The sequence below is a fragment of the Paenibacillus sacheonensis genome (assembly GCF_009909195.1).
GTDB lineage: Bacteria > Bacillota > Bacilli > Paenibacillales > Paenibacillaceae > Paenibacillus_Z > Paenibacillus_Z sacheonensis.
In genome coordinates this window covers 215,825-233,785 of record NZ_JAAAMU010000002.1, presented here as the reverse complement: position 1 = coordinate 233,785, position 17,961 = coordinate 215,825, and the positions used below count along the sequence as shown (strand labels likewise).

General features: G+C 58.5%; 14 protein-coding genes and 1 riboswitch. Of the genes, 2 read left to right on the top strand and 12 right to left on the bottom strand.

Annotation, left to right across the window (positions count from 1 at the left end):
* Window positions 1-48: 48 nt before the first annotated feature.
* The gene (locus tag GT003_RS04065) at window positions 49-270 is read right to left on the bottom strand and encodes a cold-inducible protein YdjO-related protein (protein WP_161694724.1); all 222 of its coding nucleotides are present in this window, start codon (window positions 268-270) and stop codon (window positions 49-51) included.
* A 112-nt stretch (window positions 271-382) separates the two neighbouring features.
* Window positions 383-492, top strand: a riboswitch (guanidine-I (ykkC/yxkD leader).
* 67 nt (window positions 493-559) lie between these two features.
* Between GT003_RS04065 and GT003_RS04060 the strand changes: the two genes are divergently transcribed.
* Window positions 560-1,891, top strand: a complete 1,332-nt coding sequence (locus GT003_RS04060; RefSeq protein ID WP_161694722.1) for an APC family permease — start codon at window positions 560-562, stop codon at window positions 1,889-1,891.
* Between the two features lie 10 nt (window positions 1,892-1,901).
* Here the strand turns inward: GT003_RS04060 and GT003_RS04055 are convergent, their stop codons facing one another.
* The 5 genes from GT003_RS04055 to GT003_RS04035 form a co-directional block, all read right to left on the bottom strand.
* Window positions 1,902-3,557, bottom strand: a complete 1,656-nt coding sequence (locus GT003_RS04055) for a hypothetical protein (protein WP_161694720.1) — start codon at window positions 3,555-3,557, stop codon at window positions 1,902-1,904.
* 39 nt (window positions 3,558-3,596) lie between these two features.
* Entirely contained in the window at window positions 3,597-4,298 is a 702-nt protein-coding gene (locus GT003_RS04050) for a PIG-L deacetylase family protein (RefSeq protein WP_161694718.1), read from the bottom strand.
* 14 nt (window positions 4,299-4,312) lie between these two features.
* A complete protein-coding gene (locus GT003_RS04045; RefSeq protein ID WP_161694716.1) occupies window positions 4,313-5,389 on the bottom strand; it encodes a DUF6786 family protein in 1,077 nt (358 codons plus the stop codon).
* A gap of 1 nt (window position 5,390) precedes the next feature.
* Window positions 5,391-7,733: a hypothetical protein gene (locus GT003_RS04040; RefSeq protein WP_161694714.1), complete on the bottom strand. Its 2,343-nt coding sequence runs from the start codon at window positions 7,731-7,733 to the stop codon at window positions 5,391-5,393.
* Window positions 7,734-7,839: 106 nt separating this feature from the next.
* On the bottom strand, window positions 7,840-9,096 hold the full coding sequence (locus GT003_RS04035; RefSeq protein ID WP_161694712.1) for a sensor histidine kinase: 1,257 nt from the start codon (window positions 9,094-9,096) through the stop codon (window positions 7,840-7,842).
* A 177-nt stretch (window positions 9,097-9,273) separates the two neighbouring features.
* Between GT003_RS04035 and GT003_RS04030 the strand changes: the two genes are divergently transcribed.
* Window positions 9,274-10,029: a response regulator gene (locus tag GT003_RS04030; protein WP_161694710.1), complete on the top strand. Its 756-nt coding sequence runs from the start codon at window positions 9,274-9,276 to the stop codon at window positions 10,027-10,029.
* A 105-nt stretch (window positions 10,030-10,134) separates the two neighbouring features.
* Here the strand turns inward: GT003_RS04030 and GT003_RS04025 are convergent, their stop codons facing one another.
* The 6 genes from GT003_RS04025 to GT003_RS04000 all read right to left on the bottom strand — a co-directional run bounded on the left by GT003_RS04025 (window position 10,135) and on the right by GT003_RS04000 (window position 17,906).
* Window positions 10,135-10,653 carry a glutathione peroxidase gene (locus GT003_RS04025; RefSeq protein ID WP_161694708.1) on the bottom strand — a complete coding sequence of 173 codons (519 nt, stop codon included), beginning with the start codon at window positions 10,651-10,653 and terminating at the stop codon, window positions 10,135-10,137.
* Between the two features lie 200 nt (window positions 10,654-10,853).
* The gene (locus GT003_RS04020; RefSeq protein ID WP_161694706.1) at window positions 10,854-11,771 is read right to left on the bottom strand and encodes a hypothetical protein; all 918 of its coding nucleotides are present in this window, start codon (window positions 11,769-11,771) and stop codon (window positions 10,854-10,856) included.
* A 70-nt stretch (window positions 11,772-11,841) separates the two neighbouring features.
* Window positions 11,842-12,078 carry a hypothetical protein gene (locus GT003_RS04015; RefSeq protein ID WP_161694704.1) on the bottom strand — a complete coding sequence of 79 codons (237 nt, stop codon included), beginning with the start codon at window positions 12,076-12,078 and terminating at the stop codon, window positions 11,842-11,844.
* A gap of 74 nt (window positions 12,079-12,152) precedes the next feature.
* Entirely contained in the window at window positions 12,153-13,469 is a 1,317-nt protein-coding gene (locus GT003_RS04010) for a deoxyguanosinetriphosphate triphosphohydrolase family protein (protein WP_161694702.1), read from the bottom strand.
* A 222-nt stretch (window positions 13,470-13,691) separates the two neighbouring features.
* Window positions 13,692-14,978 (bottom strand): 2-oxoglutarate dehydrogenase complex dihydrolipoyllysine-residue succinyltransferase, encoded by a 1,287-nt coding sequence (odhB, locus tag GT003_RS04005; RefSeq protein ID WP_161694700.1) that lies wholly within the window; start codon window positions 14,976-14,978, stop codon window positions 13,692-13,694.
* 33 nt (window positions 14,979-15,011) lie between these two features.
* A complete protein-coding gene (locus GT003_RS04000; protein WP_161694698.1) occupies window positions 15,012-17,906 on the bottom strand; it encodes a 2-oxoglutarate dehydrogenase E1 component in 2,895 nt (964 codons plus the stop codon).
* Window positions 17,907-17,961 lie beyond the last annotated feature (55 nt).

Sequence of the window (17,961 nt, the reverse complement as noted above, 5' to 3'; positions counted from 1 at the left end):
GGGCGGCTGAATATGCGAATGAGGTTAGATATCGAATTCCAGTGCGGTTTAGATATCGAATTCCGATTTCGGTTTTTTGGGTTGTCGTTTAATTTTATTTTGTACGGCCGGCAGATGCCTCATGCTTCGGTGCATGGGGCCTTTGCAGATCGGACAGCTTTGCTCGCTCTCGGCGAATTCCTCGCGTACCCACGCTTTGCACTCCGCGTTTTTGCATTTCCAGATCTTCGTCGGTAATAGCTTCGGTTTCTCTTCTTCGGTCGTTGCCACTTGTAAGCATCCTTTCCATCCATAACCCTAATTCGTGGTGTAATAAAACTTTGCATTGACGCTTTTGTTCTTCATGTTATATTATCTAACAAGAAAAACATATAAAAACTACCATATCGTTTTCTAGGGTTCCGTGGTGGCAGCATTGCTGTCTTCCGGTCTGGTCCGAGAGAAAACGCACGGCGGCCGCTGTGTACACGGAGGGATAAAAGCCCGGGAGGATATCAGCAACCATTGATATCTCCCCGCGCTTTTTTTATTTTAGCCATCATTGAAAGGGTTGCTGCGCATGAGAGAACCGATCAAGCTTCAACAGACGCTGACGCTGTTTCAAGTCGTATTCCTCGGGCTTGCCTGGATGACGCCGATGATTTATTTCTCGATCTACGGCATTGCCTACGAATCTTCGTCAGGAATGCTGACGCAAGCCTACTTAGCTGCCTTTATCGCCATTATGTTCACCGCGTACAGCTACGGTCTGATGTCGATCGCCCACCCGACGTCGGGCTCTGCCTATACCTATGTCAAAAAAGCTCTCCACCCTTATCTCGGCTTCCTTGTCGGCTGGGCGCTGCTGCTCGACTATTTGTTCTCCCCCATCATTGCATGCTTGACCTTCGGCATCTACATGCATGCGCAGTTTCCGGTCGTCCCCGCTTACGCTTGGATGATCGGGATCAATGTGGCGATCACGCTCGCGAATATCAAAGGCGCTTCCTTCTCGGCGAATTTAAGCAAATGGTTCGTTCTGCTTCAAATGGGCTTCATCGGGCTGTTTTGCGCGCTGCTTGTCCGACATTCGCCGGCGCACAGCGACCCTTTGGCGCCTTTGCTGCAAACGGACATCCCTTTCTCGACGATTCTGACCGGCGCTTCCGTGATCTGCTTCTCGTTTCTAGGCTTCGATTCCATCACGACGATGGCCGAAGAAACCAAAAACGCGAAGAAGAACATCCCTCGTGCAATCGGCTTTATTATTATAATCGCCAGCATCTTATATGTCACACCATCATATCTGACCCAACTCGTTTTTCCGAAGGCGATCGCGTTCCTGAACATCGATTCCGCAGGTCTCGAGATCGTCAAGATGGTCGGCGGAGCCGCGCTCAGCACCGTATTCATTGTCGTGCTGCTGTTTGCGATCTTCACGCAGGGCATATCCTCCGTATCGAGCGTCTCCCGCCTCATGTATGTGATGGGCCGCGAATCGATACTGCCTCCGCGTTACTTTGCTTACGTTCATCCGAAGTGGAAGACGCCCGTCGTTAATATTCTCATGGTCGCGATCGTCTCCATGCTCGCTCTCGTCATCCAGCTGGATATGGCCGTCAAATTCGTGAATTTCGGCGCGCTGACCGCCTTCTTCTTCGTTAATATTTCCGTCATCAGCCACTATTACGCACGAGAGCGGCGCCGCTCCTTGAAGGGGACGCTGCTCTACCTTGCGCTTCCGGCCGTCGGCGCCGGCATTATCGGCTGGTTGTTCATGCTTCTTAGCAAGGATGCGTTAATCATGGGATTGTTATGGCTTCTTGCGGGCATTCTCTTCCACGCCAGGAACACGCCGTTTGCCAAACAGCTGCTTACGCGGAACAAAATGCAGTCCAGCAGGCATGGCTGAGCTGCGGCTATCAGCCCAATGGCACGAATGTGATTTCGAGCGGCGCCAGGCTGAACGGTTGCCGCCGCTCCCCGCATGCAAGTAAACCGACGCTTGTTTCTTCGCGCAGGTTGAGAAGAAATACGCCTTCGCGTTCCGGCGTCCATATCAGCGCCGTATCGATCCCTTCGGCGACATAAGGAAATTCGGCGCCTTCCTCCGCCAGCAGTTGGCGAAGCATGCTCGCCGTACGTTCGGGAGATTCGGCAGCTTTGAACGGCCATGACCGAACCCGGCTCGCCGCGATCACCGGCAGCCGGGTTCGGTTGCGTTCGGCGGCGGCTTGATCAAACACGACGCAAGCGTACTCGCCAAGCCGGCGTTCCCATTCGTCCGTTAGCTCCTGCTCGCCGAAGAAGAGCAGCACTCCGCGCGTATCCCTCGAGTCCAGTTCCCGATCCAATTGCAGCTCAAGATCCGAATCCGGACTCAAATTCGATTCCAGACCAAAAACCGAATCCAGAACCAGATCCGAATGCAAATCCGGATCCCCGCCTCGGACCGGCCGTGCCGGCAATCCGGCAAGCAGCGGCACAAGCGCCGGCGCAACCGATTCGCCGCGGCCTTTCGTTCCATACGCGATGTGGACCGGATAGCTCCGCCTGCCGGCGCCATCTCGCTCCAAACCTTCCAAAGTCGGCAGCTGTTTCGCGAAGGCTTGCCAATAATCCGCATCGATCAGCCAAGTGCCGCTCATGTGAAACACGTCGGGCACGCCGGCCGCGACTGCCATTTGCGCTTTGCAGGCAAAATTGGCGCTGCTTAGCGCTCTTGCGGGGAAAACCGTCGTTTCGCTGTATGCCCGCTCCGTTCCCATCTGGCCGAGATGGAACAAGACGCCGAACAGCTCGCTCGCCTTGCCTGCGGGAACGCCGAAATCGCCGTCGCCGAAATGCGCTTCGCCGACTCGAAATCGGCATTCCGGAATCCGGTCCCGAATGGCCGCGACGTCGATTCCATGCCGCTCGTCGCCCAGATGCATGACCATGATTCCCATCTCCATGCCGGGAAGACGCGTCTCCGTCATCAGCCTCGTTACGCGCGAACCTATAAAATCGATCCATGCCCGAACGAGCGCGTCGTCCGAACGGCGATCGAGCGCATCGCGCAATGCCGCCCGATCCCGGTCATGCGGATAAGCTTCTCGGAATGCCTGAAGGCAGCCGTCGCAGAAGCAGCCTTCGATACGCTGCCCCCAATTCCCAAGCCGCAGATCATCGTCCATGAACAGGCGCGTAAAGCCGGCGTCCCGCAGTTGTCTGGCCGCTTCGGCATTGTCGGCGATCATCGCTTCCTCGATGTCCGCGCAGTAATACGCCGGCAGCCCTTCGCCGTCGATCCGGTACCGCCAGTGCATCGGCAACTGCAGCTCGAGCGTATCGTCGTCGGGATTCAAGGAATTACCGGGATGACCGACAGGCAGCTGAATGACGCCGACCTCGAAGCCGCAACGCTGCAGCGTTTCGCGCGCTTGCTTCATCTCCTCCATCGACGACCAGAATTTCCCGTAGAAATACCCGTACAGCCATATCGTGTCGACTCCCGCATCGCGCAGCAGCCGCGATAATTCCGGCCAACGGTCCGCGTCATTAATGACGGCCGCTTCGAGTGAATAATGGATATGCATGCCGTTTCCCCTCTCTCTGATATGAGCAAACGAATGCTTCTACGGGAGCAGATGAGGCCCGCCGCTCACGGGATACATCGGCAGGCTGCGGAACGCCTCCGCGTACGCGGCGCCGATCGCCATGCCCCGCATGACCGGCAGCTTGCTCGAAAATTCGATGCAGTCGATGCCATAGACATATTGCAGCCACGCATCTTGACTGGCATGGCATTTCAGCATTTGGTTGCGCACGTCCATCGTATCGCTGACGTCCACGTAGGCTTCGGGTTCGAAGCCGACTCCGCCGATGTTGTCCATCAGAAACACATGCGGCACCTTGTCCATCGGCGGATATTCGGTCTCGATGAGCGGCACGGTGACGGGAATCCGGCAGTCGGCGGCGATTTCGCCGCATATGCGGTGATCGGGGTGATAGTCGTTCGGCCCATGCACGAACATGATATCGGGATTGGCTCGACGAATCGCGTTGATGAATGCCATACGCGTCGGACGGTCGTGAAATAAAAACTCGTCGTCGAAGTCCATCCAAATCAGTTCGGCGCCGATAACGGCCGCCGAACGTTCGGCCTCCCGCTTGCGCACCGCCGCGATTTCCTCCCGGGTCAGCGTGGCCGACCCGACATTGCCGTTCGTGGCGATCATCAACGTAACCCGATCGCCGCGAGCGGCGTACTTCGCGAGTGTGCCGCCGCACAAGATTTCGATATCGTCGGGGTGTGCCCCGATGGCTAATATTCTCATTAGAACCGCCTCCGTCAGATGATTGATTGTCCGAGCAGCGCCTCGCTGATCCGAGCGATGTCGGACGGCTCGCCCGTGTAATGCCAGACCGTCGACCGGTCCGTGATCGTTTCCCCGCTCCGGCATACGACCGAAGGCGTGTGGTACTCCAGCTCTCCGAAGCCGCCGAGCCTTCCGCCGTCGTCATAGAGCTGAACGCAGGAGCCCGTGTAGTCGCGGCGGTCCGGCGGGTAGTCCGGATAATGTCCGGAGGGATCAACGCCGAAGCTGCGCACGATCAGGCTGTCCAAGCCGATATCCTCGCGCCGTATATATCCGATCCGGCCCCCGCACTGCCGCACATGGAACGACAGCTTGAACATGGAGCCGCCTCCGAAACGCACTTCGCATCGCTCGCGTCCCGAACGCACGCTGCCCGCGGGCGGCTCGCCGAACATCGTCATCGGTTCGGACCGTCCGAGCGACGGCATGACGACGACGCCGCCCGTCTTGACCTGCATGATGCTCCAGAGGTTGATGCGCGGGAAGGAGGTCTTGCCGGCATGCCGGCCTTCATCGTTGGACGCGATAAGCGTCGTCTCGCATTCATAGCCGACGAACGAGACTCGCCGTCGATCTCCCGCGGAAGCCGAAGCAGCGCCCGTCGGATCCGTTATCCCTCTCAGCGCCGTGCCCGCTAGGGTCGGATCCGACGCAGGCCGGTACGTTTTGCGAAGGACGAACGAAGCTTCCTGCCCTTGCTGTCGATACGGAAGGCGCACGGATTGCTCCACCGCTGCCGCGTTCGGCGGGCTGTCGATGAAGCGGTACGTCCCCGGATCCAGCGCGGCCGGAACGCCGGCAGACATATAATCGATCTCCGGGCTGACCCATGTCCGATCGCCGCCGCAATTCCAGCCTGCTTCTCCGAGACCGGCGGCATTGAACCAGAGCGGCGACTCGGCTTCGTCCCCCGTCAGCAGCGAGATCACGCGCCCTCCCCGTTCCAGCAGCAGGATGCTTCCGCCGGATTCGCCGGTCAGAAGCCGGTAAGCCAGTTCTCGCCCATGAAATAGATCGCGTAACTGCGTCAGATTGCGCCCGCCGCTCATCTCAATCGCCTCCAAGCTCGAACGCGATCCGGACGCGGCGATTCGGATTCGAGAAGCTGACGGTCTCGCCGTCCTGCTCGACCTTCGAGTGCGCCACGTTGCCGCCCGCGTCCTCGACAGAGACAGCCACGATCGTCCCGGCGGCGGCAGGAACGGTTACCCGAATAAGCCCCAGCTCCTCCGATGCCTCCAATTCGACCGCCAAGATCCGGTCGGACTCGCGCGCGACCCGGAACGCGACCGGCCCGAATGGCGTAGATGCCCGCTCGACCTCGATCGTTTTGCCCCTCTCAAGCCACGATGCAGGGACGCATGGCAGCAGATGAAGTCCTTCGTCCGAAGCTTCGAACAGGCTGTCCGCGATCATGTCGAACAGGCGGCCGTTCGCGCTTCCGTTCGGCTGCCAAGGCGACAGCCAAGGCAGCTGCGGGCAATAACGCTCATGGGTGTGGCCGGTATCCAGCGTCGTCGAATAGCCCATCATGCTCCAGAAGTAGCGCAGCGCGTCTTCCCTTCTGCCCCTCTTCCTCCAAATGCGATGCCAGACGCGCTCGACGGTGTTGACATAGTACAAATCGACGGGGCCGTTCGCGAAGCCCTGCTGCAGCAGCCCCAGCTGCGCGTCCTCCATTTCGGGCAGCTTGCTGCCGAACAGGTCGTTCAAGCTTCCGCGATCGCGAAGCAGCTGCTCCAGCTCTTCCAGCCGCGGATCATCGACGCTCCACAGTCCGGTATCGACGAGCGAGATCGGTCCGTCCAGCGCATACACGCCGACTTGATCGCCCGGCTTGGCGTAGACTTCGTTGGCTACCCAGCTCATGCCGTCCGCCAGCACATGCGTCGCGTTATCGACTGCGCGCAGGATGCACGCGCGATAATCCTCCGCTTCTTCGAGGTATCGCTGCCCCTCGGGCCGGCCGATATGGTTCAGCGCCCTCGCCATATCGTGCAGCCCCCTCCATGTCTGCGCATCGGAGAAGAAGAAATAACCTTTGTCCGGCCAATCGTGGACGCGTCCCGGAGGCAGAAGACCGTAATGCTTCGGGCGCGAATCTCCGGCTGCGGCTTTGGCCGCCGCCCGTTCGCGCGTGACCCATTCGCAGGCGCGAACGGCGCATTCCGCGACGCGCGCCAGCCACGACGCGTCCCGGGTCATCCAATAATGGCCGGCCAGCATGCCCAGCACGACGCCGGTCTCGCACATCCAATGGATATGCGGCCGGAACGAACCTTCCGCGGACGAGATGTCGCCTTCCGGACCGGCGCTGCCATCCTGGGTAGACAGAAAATAGTCGAGCACGCGTTCGACGGTCGCGCCATAGCCGAGCCGGTCAAGCGCGCGGATATAATGCACCGCTTCCCAGGAATAGACGACGGAATAATCGTTAAAGCCGCCTTGCCCGGGCAGTACCGGCGAAGCGCCGTCCTTCTGCGCGAGCAGTTGAAAGTGATTCATCGTCGTCGTATCGAACACCTGCTGCACGAGCGGATCGGGCACCGCGATTGTCATGCCTCCGGACATCGCCTCATCCCATATCCGACGGCAGCGGGCCATCGCCTCTTCCATATCCAGCATCGGCCCGTCGCCGGGTTGAACGGCATTTGCAGCTTTCGATGCGGCGGACTTGCCCGAGTCTAGGATCGGATACGGTATTTCCCATTCCATGACAGCGCTTTCGCCGGGTTCAAGCCGTAACCCCATCCGAACGGCGCCTTGGAATGGCTTACCGTCGGCGATAACCTCTATCCCCGCCTCCCGGCTGACCCGATAACGCGCCGACGCGCGCCCTTCGGCATTCCGCAAGGCTCCGGAGCATCCGTCGGCAGTGTCGAGCGCCAACGCTTCGGCCGTCGGCCAGAGACGTTCCGACGACATATACGGCACGTAATCCTCGTTCGGATGCACATAGAAACGGCTGAACGGTCCTTCCGCGCGAATGAAGTACCAGTCGCCCTTCAAGATGCGCTTGGGATGCCGGTTGCGAACGCGCAGATAGAGATGAAGGCGTCCGTTGCCTTCTTGGTCTTCGGTTACGAGCGCGGTCAGTCGATGCTCGGCCCCGCCTTGGTGAATTCGGCATTCGTAAACCGGTACCTTCGGGATCGGCAAGCGTTGTTCGGCCTGCTCGTGCGGAAGCATGGCGGGACGCTCGCCCTCCGCTGCGAAGGCGAAGCCGAAGCCGGCGCGCCAATCTCCCTTCCGCCCCCATGCGTCCTTGAGCAGCACGGTCATGTCCGGCCTGGCTTCCACCAGCATCGCGTCCAGGGGGCGATGGAGGAACACGCGCTTGCTTCTCGTTCTCGGCCATAATCCGATGATGGCGTCCTTGTCCTGTTCCGTCACGCGGTCATCCCCATTTCGTCGAAGATCCTATTCACCCTCACTATATCGCAGTCCATCCGAAGCCGGCATCGGAAGAAATTCGCCAAATGTAGGAGAATGCGCATCCTCAGCCGGGAAAACCTTCGTCGATCGGATAGGCAAGCGTTACCGCCGTGCCCTTCCCTTCGCTCGAAAGGATGTCGAACGCGAACGCATCCCCGTAATAGATCGCCATTCGCCGGCAAAGCATCGTTATCCCCGAGAGCGGGACGGCGCTTCCGGCATTCTCGAGCCCCAGGCCTTCGACGATCTCCGGTCGCATGCCGACACCGTCGTCTTCCATAAGAATGTTTATGTTCGCGCCATCCCGCCATGCCTTCACGCGGACTGCGCACGGGCCATCCTTGGGTTCGATGCCGTGCTTGACCGCATTCTCCGCGAGGAGCTGCAGCGTCAAGCTCGGAATCGGAGCGTCGTACAGCGCCGCATCCGCGACGTCGACCTCGTAACGCAGTCTGTCCTCGAAGCGCAGGCAATGCAGCTGCATGTAGGTCTCGAGAAACCGAAGCTCGTCCCGAAGCGTTACGACCGGCTGCCGGGATTTGACCATGTCGCGCAGCAGGCGGGACAGCCTGATGACGGCGTCGTTCGTTCGCGGCGCGTCTTCCAGCATCGCCTGGCCTGCAATTAAATTAAGCACGTTAAATAGAAAATGCGGCTGCAGCTTCGCCTGCACCATCTTCAGCTCGGTGTCGCGCAGCAGCCTGTTCAGCTCCGCTTCGCGGCGCACCGCCTCCGTCTCGCGCAGGCTCGAGGAGACGGAAGCGGCAAGCACCTGCATGAACGCGGTAATCGCCGTAACCTGCGTCTCCGGCACGACGGGCACCTCGGCGATCGCGCGGCGTACATCCTCCCGATCGGCAGGCAAATCCGAGACCAGCTCCAAGATCTCGTCCACGGTCTCGTCCGTCGGAGCCTCGAACAACATCTGGCCCGTAATGAAGGCGCCGACGTGAGAGCCGTGAAGCATGATCGGGATCGCGCTGTCGTACAGACCCGCATGGCATCTGCAGATAACCGCCTTCTCTTGCGCGATGGCTTCCCGGGTCGTAAAGCAATCCGAGGCAAAACAGCGTTGGCGTCCGACTTCGCTTTCCTGGATCAGCTTGCAGAAATCGGGATGGCCGGTTTGCAATTCGGCGAGCGGCAGCAGCTGTTCGCCGTTCAGCTTTAGGATGCTGCCGTTCAATCCGGTCGTCTTCATGAACATATCAAGCAGCCGGTAATAAGGCTGCAGCCCCTCTTGTCCCCCGCCGCGGGAAGATTCGTCCCGCTGCCGGCGCGCATGCAGTTCTTCCACCCACTGTTTCACGTATTCTTCCATAGGCGCCTCCCTTTCCCTTATTATATAGCCGAATTCGATCTTGTCTCGCGAAATCAGCGCATTTTCCGTTCATGAAGCGCCTGTCGGGAGCTTGAACATTTTAGGAAGCCGCCGCGGAAGCCATTCTGTTACAATTAATCTAAAAGCGCCTTGCCGGCGCAATTCGGAGGTATCTTCATGGTCCTGCGCATCCTAATCGCCGACGATGAGCCGATCGAGCGAAAGGTCATCGAGAAAATCATCGCGGACAGCGAGCTTCCGGCAGTGGTAGCGGGCGGAGCCACGTCCGGAAGCGAGGCAATCCCGCTCGCCGAAGAGCTGAGGCCCGATCTGATATTCATGGATATTCGGATGCCCGGCATGAACGGTTTGGACGCGGCCGCGCTCATCCAGCAATCGAATCCCGGCGCGATAATCGCGATCGTCACGGCTTTCGACGAATTCGCTTACGCCAAGCGGGCAATCGATATCCGGCTCGACTATTTCCTGCTCAAGCCGATCGAGAAAAGCGAGATCATCCGAATCATCGAGGAAGCGATCCTCCGCGTCCAGCCGGCAGCCCGCGCCGAAGAACAAGTCCCTGCCGCCGGTCCGCAGCAAATCCGGCTTGCGCGCGAGATCGCTCGGTATGTACGCGAGCATTATGCTGAGCCCCTATCGCTGGATACGCTCGAGCGCGAGCTCAACCGCAGCCATCAATACATGAATCGCGCCTTCAAGGCGGTTCACCGCCTGCCGATCATGCAGTTTCTGACCGAGCATCGGCTGGAACGCGCCAAAATGCTTCTGGGGCAGACCGACTTTACGCTAGGAAGAATCGCCGAAGAGACCGGCTTCTACGATGCCAGCCATCTCGGACAAACGTTTAAACGGCAGGAAGGCGTCACGCCTCAGCAGTACAGGCAGCAATGGCTGGCGAAACAGCGGGGTTGAAGTTTGCGGATGAATAGATGCAATTCAAGCAAACGCAAAAAGACATCTCCTCCGAGAGGGGATGTCTTTTTTGCGCTTCTTCATCATGCGATGATAGTTAGCGGATTAATCGTTCACGGTATTCGACGCCGCGCCGAGGCTGCCCGTCTCGATCAAGCTGCGCAAATCCGGCTCGATGGCCGCCGGATCGGTTGGCGCAGGATACTGCTTCACGACATTGCCCTTGCAGTCGACCAGGAATTTAGCGAAGTTCCAGTCGATGTCGCCCGTGTGGTACGGCGCAGGCACGGCGTCGACGAGATACTTATAGAGCGGATCGGCATTCTCGCCTTTGACATCGATCTTGGCGAACATCGGGAACGTGACCGAATAGTTCAATTCGCAAAATTGCGCGATCTCTTCGTTCGTGCCGGGCTCCTGCCCTTTGAACTGATCGCAAGGGAATCCAAGCACGACGACGCCCTCGTCCTTGAATTGGTCGTAAATCTGCTGCAAGCCTTTGTAATGCGGCGTCAAGCCGCAGGCGCTGGCGGTGTTGACGATCAGCAGGATTTTGCCTTCGTACGGGGCAAGCGTCTGCTCCTTGCCGTCGATCGTCGTTACTTTGAAATCGTAAATGCTCATGCTTCGTTCCTCCCGTGATCGGCCCATAGTGGATTTCATTTAATTAAATTGCATAAAATCATTATAAACGAATACCTGATCACGGAGCAAATTTCTTCTATTCCCTGCTCATCCTGACTTTGCTGCTCTTCCTGACTTTGCTGCTCTTCCTGACTTTCCTATCCAATCAAGCTTCAAGACTCCGAATCCAACACCTCTTGCTACGCTTCCCGTCCGATCGCAAACTGCAATTGACCGGCCAGCTGCTCCGCATCGTCCCAAACGATCGGCCTCACGCCGGCAGGCTGGCTGTCCGCCGACGATTTGGAACGGCATGTCCAGGCAACCGGAATTTCGTTCCCGATCGCATAGCCGGCATACATCCACGTCTCGGCTTCGGGAGCCGTGATGTCGGCGATGACCAGCTGGCATTTCAGCATCTCCTGCATCGCTTCCTGAACGGGCGTATCCGCCACGCTGCGCGGTCCGCCATAGCTGAACAGCTTGGGCGCATAACCGAGCTGCAGCAGCCGCGGGAAGACCGTCTCCGTCCAATCCTGCGCCATTCCGTCTTCGCCGACGGGCAGCAGAACGAAGCAAGGCTTGTACGACTTGCCCGACGCGTTGGAGTCCGCCTCCAGCCAGCCTTTTTCCGTCAGCCGGAACGTAGAGCCGATCCGCTCGATCATGCCGTCTTCCTTCAGCTTCTCCGCGATATAGACAAGCTCCTGCAGATTCAACGAATAGGTCAAATTAAAGCTTTGCGAAAACTGATTGATGACGACCGGTTCATTCGGACCGTCCGCATGCCGGTGCAAATACCGAAGCAAACGAAGCCCTTTCTCCTCCGTCGTCAGCGGAATAAGCGGCGATTGCAGGATCGCTTCCCGCTCGTCGAACGAGATGACCACGATCTCCTCGCGGTCGCTCATCTCCCGTATATAGGCAGACAGAATCGGGAATACGCTCCTCTTATCCGCGTACGATAGCTGCCGAAACGGTTCATAGCTGTCGTCCTTCAAACCGTAAGCGCCGCTTGGCGAGCAGAGGCAGTTCATGAACCATTCGCTGCCGCCTTTATGTTTCACCTGTACGAGCGATTCGCAGAACAGGCATCGTTTCATATCCAATACTTCCATGAGTGTCATCATCCTCCCCTTATTTATGAAGGATTCGGATCGGCAGCCCCTTTATAGGGTGCCGCGGCCATTAAGCTTTTCTCATGTTTGATGTACCCGTATCGCCGCCGTTTGAAGCGCGCCAAATTTTGCCGGTCCAAATGATCGCGTCTCCGGCTTGAACATCCTCCGTTACCTTCTCTTTCGCGATCCGCAGCGTCTTGCCGTTAATCTCGGCGAGTACCCCGTCTGACTCCACGGATATAACGTGTCCTTCCCGTTGGATCGAGCAGCTGCTTCCGCCTTCGGAGGATGCATGCTCCTTCATTCCCCTTCCCTCCTTCGTACCGAAGAAGACGACCGGACTAAGCCGATCGTCTTCTTAATTACGCCTGTGCTCCGTTAATCGCGTTCGTAGATCGAACCGGAACGGCTGGCATAGAACTCCGCGTACACCTTCTCGGCATAGGCATCCGTCATACCGGCGATATAATCGGCCACCATCCGCTCCCAGGGCCACTTGCTGCGCTGTCTCTCGTAGCTTTCGAGCCAATCCGGGGGAATGATCAGCCTGCCGGTGTCCTGCACCTTGAAGCTGTCCCAGAGCCGTTTAATCATGATTTCGCTTCGCTTGTGCAAGCGCTGCACGCGGAAGTCCTTGATTAACGTCACCCAGGCCAGCTTCTTCAATATTTCCATCGTCCGCAGAAGCTCGAGATCCTGCACGCCGTCGCGGATAAAGGTCACCCGTTTCCAGCCCGTAACCGGATCGTCGATGATGCCGACGCCGCTGACGAACTTGCGCACCCAGCGCGCCTTCATCTCGCGTCTCGTCCGGGACGGTTCGCGGCCGCATTCCACGTAGATGCTCTCCCACTGCTGCAAGTAATGCAGAAGCGCCTGCTTCACCATTTGCTTCATGTCGACCTGCTCCCAATGCATGACGGCATTGCCGGGATCGTCGATGATCTCCTGCATGACGTTGGCGACGAGGCGGTCGTCCTCGAACAGGCTCGGATTCATCTGGATTTTGCCGGCGCGGATGCCGTCCTCGATATCATGCGTCGAGTAAGCGATATCGTCGCATAGATCCATCAGCTGCGCTTCCAGCGTCGCGCAGCCTTCCGGCATGCCCCACGCATTGCGGAGCGAGCTGATCCCTTCCCATTCCATGCCGTAGACGCCCTTCAGCCGTCCGGGATCGTCCAGGCAGTACGGGTATTTATTGATCGCCAGCAGCACGGCGGCCGTCAGATCGAGACCGCTGTCGCTGCCAGCGCGTTTCTCCAAGAACATCAGGATGCGGAAGTTTTGGGCGTTGCCTTCGTACTTGAGCCCGCATTCTTCGAGCAAGATTTCGTTCAGCACTTCTTCCCCTTTGTGCCCGAACGGGGGATGGCCCAAATCATGGGCCAGGGAGGCGCATTCCACGACCTCGGGGTCCATCATAAGGCCCGGGTGCTCCCGTTTGGCCAGGAACGGATTCGTCTTGACCAGCTTCCGCGCTACTTCGCGGGCGATCTGCGATACTTCCAGCGAATGCGTTAATCGCGTGCGGTAATAGTCGCCGGAGCCCGCTCCGAAAACCTGCGACTTGCCTTGCAGCCGGCGAAATGCCGGCGATTGGATCAATCGCGCGTAATCCTTCTCGTATTCGTCCCGATCTTCGCTGGAGTGGATGTTCTCGAAATCAAACAAGCGCATTTTACGTACGTTCATCTCATCCGCCTCCGTTTCTCTCGTTGATTGAGCCGGATGACTCCGCCTCAGGCTGCATGGTATGTTTCTTCCCTTAGCAATCCTTAGAAATATAAGAATAGTATAGCAAAAACGGATGCTTTCTTATATTTAAATAAAAACCCCACAAGTTGACGATACGGGGCAGATGCCCTGACGTCAAATTGTGAGGTTTCAGTCGTCATGAGGTTCGAATCGTCCTTCTTAGCCTTCCAGCAAGAGGGATTCCGGATCTTCCAGCAGTTCCTTGACCGTGACGAGGAAGCGTACCGCTTCCGAGCCGTCTACGATCCGGTGATCGTACGAGAGCGCGATGTACATCATCGGACGGTTCTCCATCTCCGTCGCGTTGATCGCGACCGGACGGATTTGGATTTTGTGCATGCCGAGAATGCCGACCTGCGGGGCATTCAGAATCGGCGTGGACAGCAGCGATCCGAAGACGCCGCCGTTCGTGATCGTGAACGTTCCGCCCTGCAGATCGTTCAGCGACAGCGTATTGGCGCGCGCTTTGCCGGCCAGTTCGCCGATTTGCTTCTCGATTTGGGCAAAGCCCAGGCGATCGGCGTCGCGAACGACCGGAACGACGAGACCTTCCTTCGCGGAAACCGCGATGCCGATATCGTAGTATTGCTTCACGAGGATTTCATCGCCCTGAATTTCCGCATTCAACAGCGGGAAAGCCTTCAGCGCGCCGATAACGGCTTTCGTGAAGAAGGACATAAAGCCAAGACCGACCTCGTGCTTGTCGAGGAACGCCTGCTTCCGGCGTTTTCTGACGTCGAGGATCGCCGTCATGTCGACTTCGTTGAACGTTGTCAGCATAGCAGCCGTGTGCTGCGCTTCGACGAGACGTTTCGCGATCGTGATGCGGCGGCGGGACATTTTGCGGCGTTCTGCCGGTTTGCCTGGCTCTGCAGCAGCCGGAGCCGAAGAAGGCGCTGCTGTCGCGGGCGCCGGAGCAGTTACCGCGACCGGCTTCGCCGTGCCGTGCGATTCGATATCCGATTGACGGATGCGGCCGAGCGGATCGAGCGACTGGACTTGCGTCAAGTCGATGCCGCGCTCTCTTGCGAGCTTGCGGGCAGCCGGCGTTGCCGAGGAGATCGATGCATTCGGGTCGGCTGCGGGAGCGGAAGCCGCGACAGGAGGCGATGCCGGCGTTGCCGGTTTCATCTCCGGTTCTTCGGCAGCCGGCTGGCTCACGGGAGCCGCGGTCGCTGCAGGCTGGCTTGCAGCCGGCGCAGCGGCGCCGGCACCGCTGCCGATTACGCCGATCGTTTCGCCTACGGCGACCGTGTCGCCTTCGGAGCGCAGCAGGGATTCGACCGTGCCTGCCTGCTCCGCGCTGATTTCGATGTTCACCTTGTCCGTTTCCAGCTCGGCCAATACGTCGCCGATATTCACGCTGTCGCCGGTTTTAACATGCCATTTGGAAATGGTGCCTTCTACGATCGATTCGCCCATCTCGGGTACTTTAATATCACTCATCGCTGTTCTCTCCTTGCCGGATCTAATGGATATCTAACGGACTTTGACTTTGCTTGTCGCAGTCAACGCTACGGACACGATGCGCTGCTGCTCTATGTTATGGATGTAATGGAAGCCGGTCGCCGGGCTGGAGCGTTTCGGACGGCCGATGTAACGCACCGTCGTGCCTTCCGTAACGCGCGCGCGGATCCGCGGTTCGATGTAGTTCCAAGCGCCCATGTTTTGCGGCTCTTCCTGGACCCACAGCACTTCCTTCACATTCGGGTAACGCGCGATGATTTGCTCCACGTCCGTCTTAGGGAACGGATAAAGCTGCTCTACGCGAACGATATGCAGCCAGTCCCATGCGTCGGCTGCCTGGCCGTCCTTCAGTTCGAGCGCGGCTTCGAGATCGATGGCCATTTTGCCCGTGCAGAAGATCAGGCGTTCCACCTTGTCCGCCTTCTTGCCTAGGCCCGGCTGCTCCAGCACGAGCTTGAAGGAGCCTTCGCTAAGCTCGGAAGGATCCGATGCGACGCTCGGGTTCCGGATCAAGCTCTTCGGCGCCATGACGATAAGCGGACGCGCTTCCTCGGTATTCAAGGTCGCCGCTTGTCGGCGCAGCAAGTGGAAGTATTGAGCGGCCGACGTCATGTTGACGATCGTCACGTTATCTTCTGCCGCGAGGAGCAGGAACCGCTCGAGCTTCGCGCTGGAGTGCTCGGGACCGTTTCCTTCGTAGCCGTGCGGAAGCAGCATGACAAGACCGGATTTCTCCGACCATTTCACGCGGCCAGCCGTTATGAATTGGTCGATGATGACCTGCGCGCAGTTCGCGAAATCTCCGTATTGGGCTTCCCAAATGACGAGCGTCTCGGGCGAGAACACGTTGTAGCCATAATCGAAGCCGAGCACGGATGCCTCGGCGAGCGGGCTGTTGTAAACTCCGAACGAAGCATTCGCCTGCGGCAGCGTGTGCATCGGCGAGAACGTGCTGTTGTTTTCCACGTCGTGCAGCACGATGTTTCTGAAGGCGAACGTCGCGCGCTCCGAATCTTGTCCGCTCAGACGGATCGGCGTGCCGTCGGACAGGATCGTCGCGAACGCGAGCGCCTCCGCTTGGCCCCAGTCGACCTTGCCGCCCGGCTCGAGCGTGTTGGCGCGGCGCTTCAGGATGCGTTCGAGCTTCTCGTACACCTTGAAACCTTCCGGCCACTTCAGCAGCTCGGCGTTGATGGCGGAGAGCTTCTTCAGCGGAACCGCCGTCACGATGTCTTTCTTGCGGCGTTTGCTGCCGGCATCGTCCACCTTAGGTTGTTTATAGCTTTTATCATTTCCCTTTACTTCATCCAGCGCGGCTTGCAGTTTCGCGAGCCCCTGTTGGCGCAGTTCTTCGACTTGCTCTTCGTTCAGCAGGCCTTTCTCTTTCAGCTTCTCGCTGTAGATGCGGCTTACGACCGGATGCTTGCGAAGCTTCTGGTACAGCAGCGGCTGGGTCGTCTCCGGATCGTCCGTTTCGTTATGGCCGTGACGGCGGTAGCCCACCATGTCGATCAGAAAGTCCTTATGGAATTTCTGGCGGTACTCGCAGGCCATGCGAACCGCGGCGATGCAGGCTTCCGGATCGTCGGCGCTGACGTGCACGATCGGAATTTCATACCCTTTCGCCAAGTCGCTCGCGTAGTACGTCGAACGGGAATCCTTGCTCTCGGTCGTGAAGCCGAGACGGTTGTTGCTGATGATATGGATCGTGCCGCCGTTCTCGTAGCCCCGAAGCTTCTTGAAGTTGAGCGTTTCCGCCACGATGCCTTCTCCGGCGAACGCCGCGTCCCCGTGAATCAGAATCGCCGCCGCGCTGCCGAAGTCCGCGACCGGATAGCCCGCTTTGGAACGGTCGTCCTGCGCCGCGCGCGTAAAGCCTTCGACGATCGGATTGACGTATTCCAAGTGGCTCGGATTGTTCGCGAGCGTAATGCGCGTCTCGACCGTTTCGCCTTCTTTGACCGAACGGTGCGCGCCGAGGTGATATTTCACGTCCCCGGTCCAGCCGATGGTGACGCCCATCGCGCCTTCGGATTTTTCCTTGTTCGGCGAATGATGGAATTCGGAGAAGATGGCCGAGTACGACTTGCCGAGGACATGCGTCAGTACGTTCAGACGCCCACGGTGCGCCATGCCCATCAGAATATGCCGTGCGCCGTCATGAGCGACTTCTCTCACGACTTCGTCCAGCATCGGTACTAAGGTATCGGTTCCTTCGATCGAGAATCGTTTCTGTCCGACGAAAGAGCGGTGCAGGAACGTTTCGAATTGTTCGACGTCGATCAGGCGCTGAAGCAGCGCGATGCGTTCTTTGGCGCTCATCGGCTTGCTGGCCATGCCGACTTCGACTTGGCGGCGCAGCCACAGGCGCTCGTCCTGCTCGTGAATATGCGCGAATTCGAAGCCGAACGACTTCGTATAGACGTCCTTCAAATGGTTAATGGCTTGCTTGCCGTTGCTGATCGTGCCGGGCGCTTCTTCCCAAATCAGCGACGCCGGGATCGCTTCCAGGTCTTCGTCGGTCAGCTTGAACGTCGACGGCTCCAGCAAGCGGGTATCCGGCAGCGGCGTCAAGCCGAGGGGATCGTTATCTGCAGCGAGATGTCCGAACGTGCGAAGGTTGCGGACCAGCTTGCCGGCGTCGACGATTTTCTTCAAATACGCCGGGTCGACTGTCTTAATGCTATTGGAACCGTCCGTCGTAACCTTGAGCGGAGGACTGACGTTCACGTTCGCGCCTGCCGACGCGGACGGCGGCGGTCCCCACTTCTCGAAGGATTCTCTTACGGCGGGATCTACGTCTTTCGGATCGAGCAGGAATCGTTCGTACATTTCTTCGATGTAACCCAAGTTCGGGCCGTAATAGAGCTCCCAGGGCGACTTGTGTTGATTGCTGTCTGCTGTCATTAACGGCTACCTCCATCACTAATTGTACAACGGAATTGCGACTGTCATCTTCCAT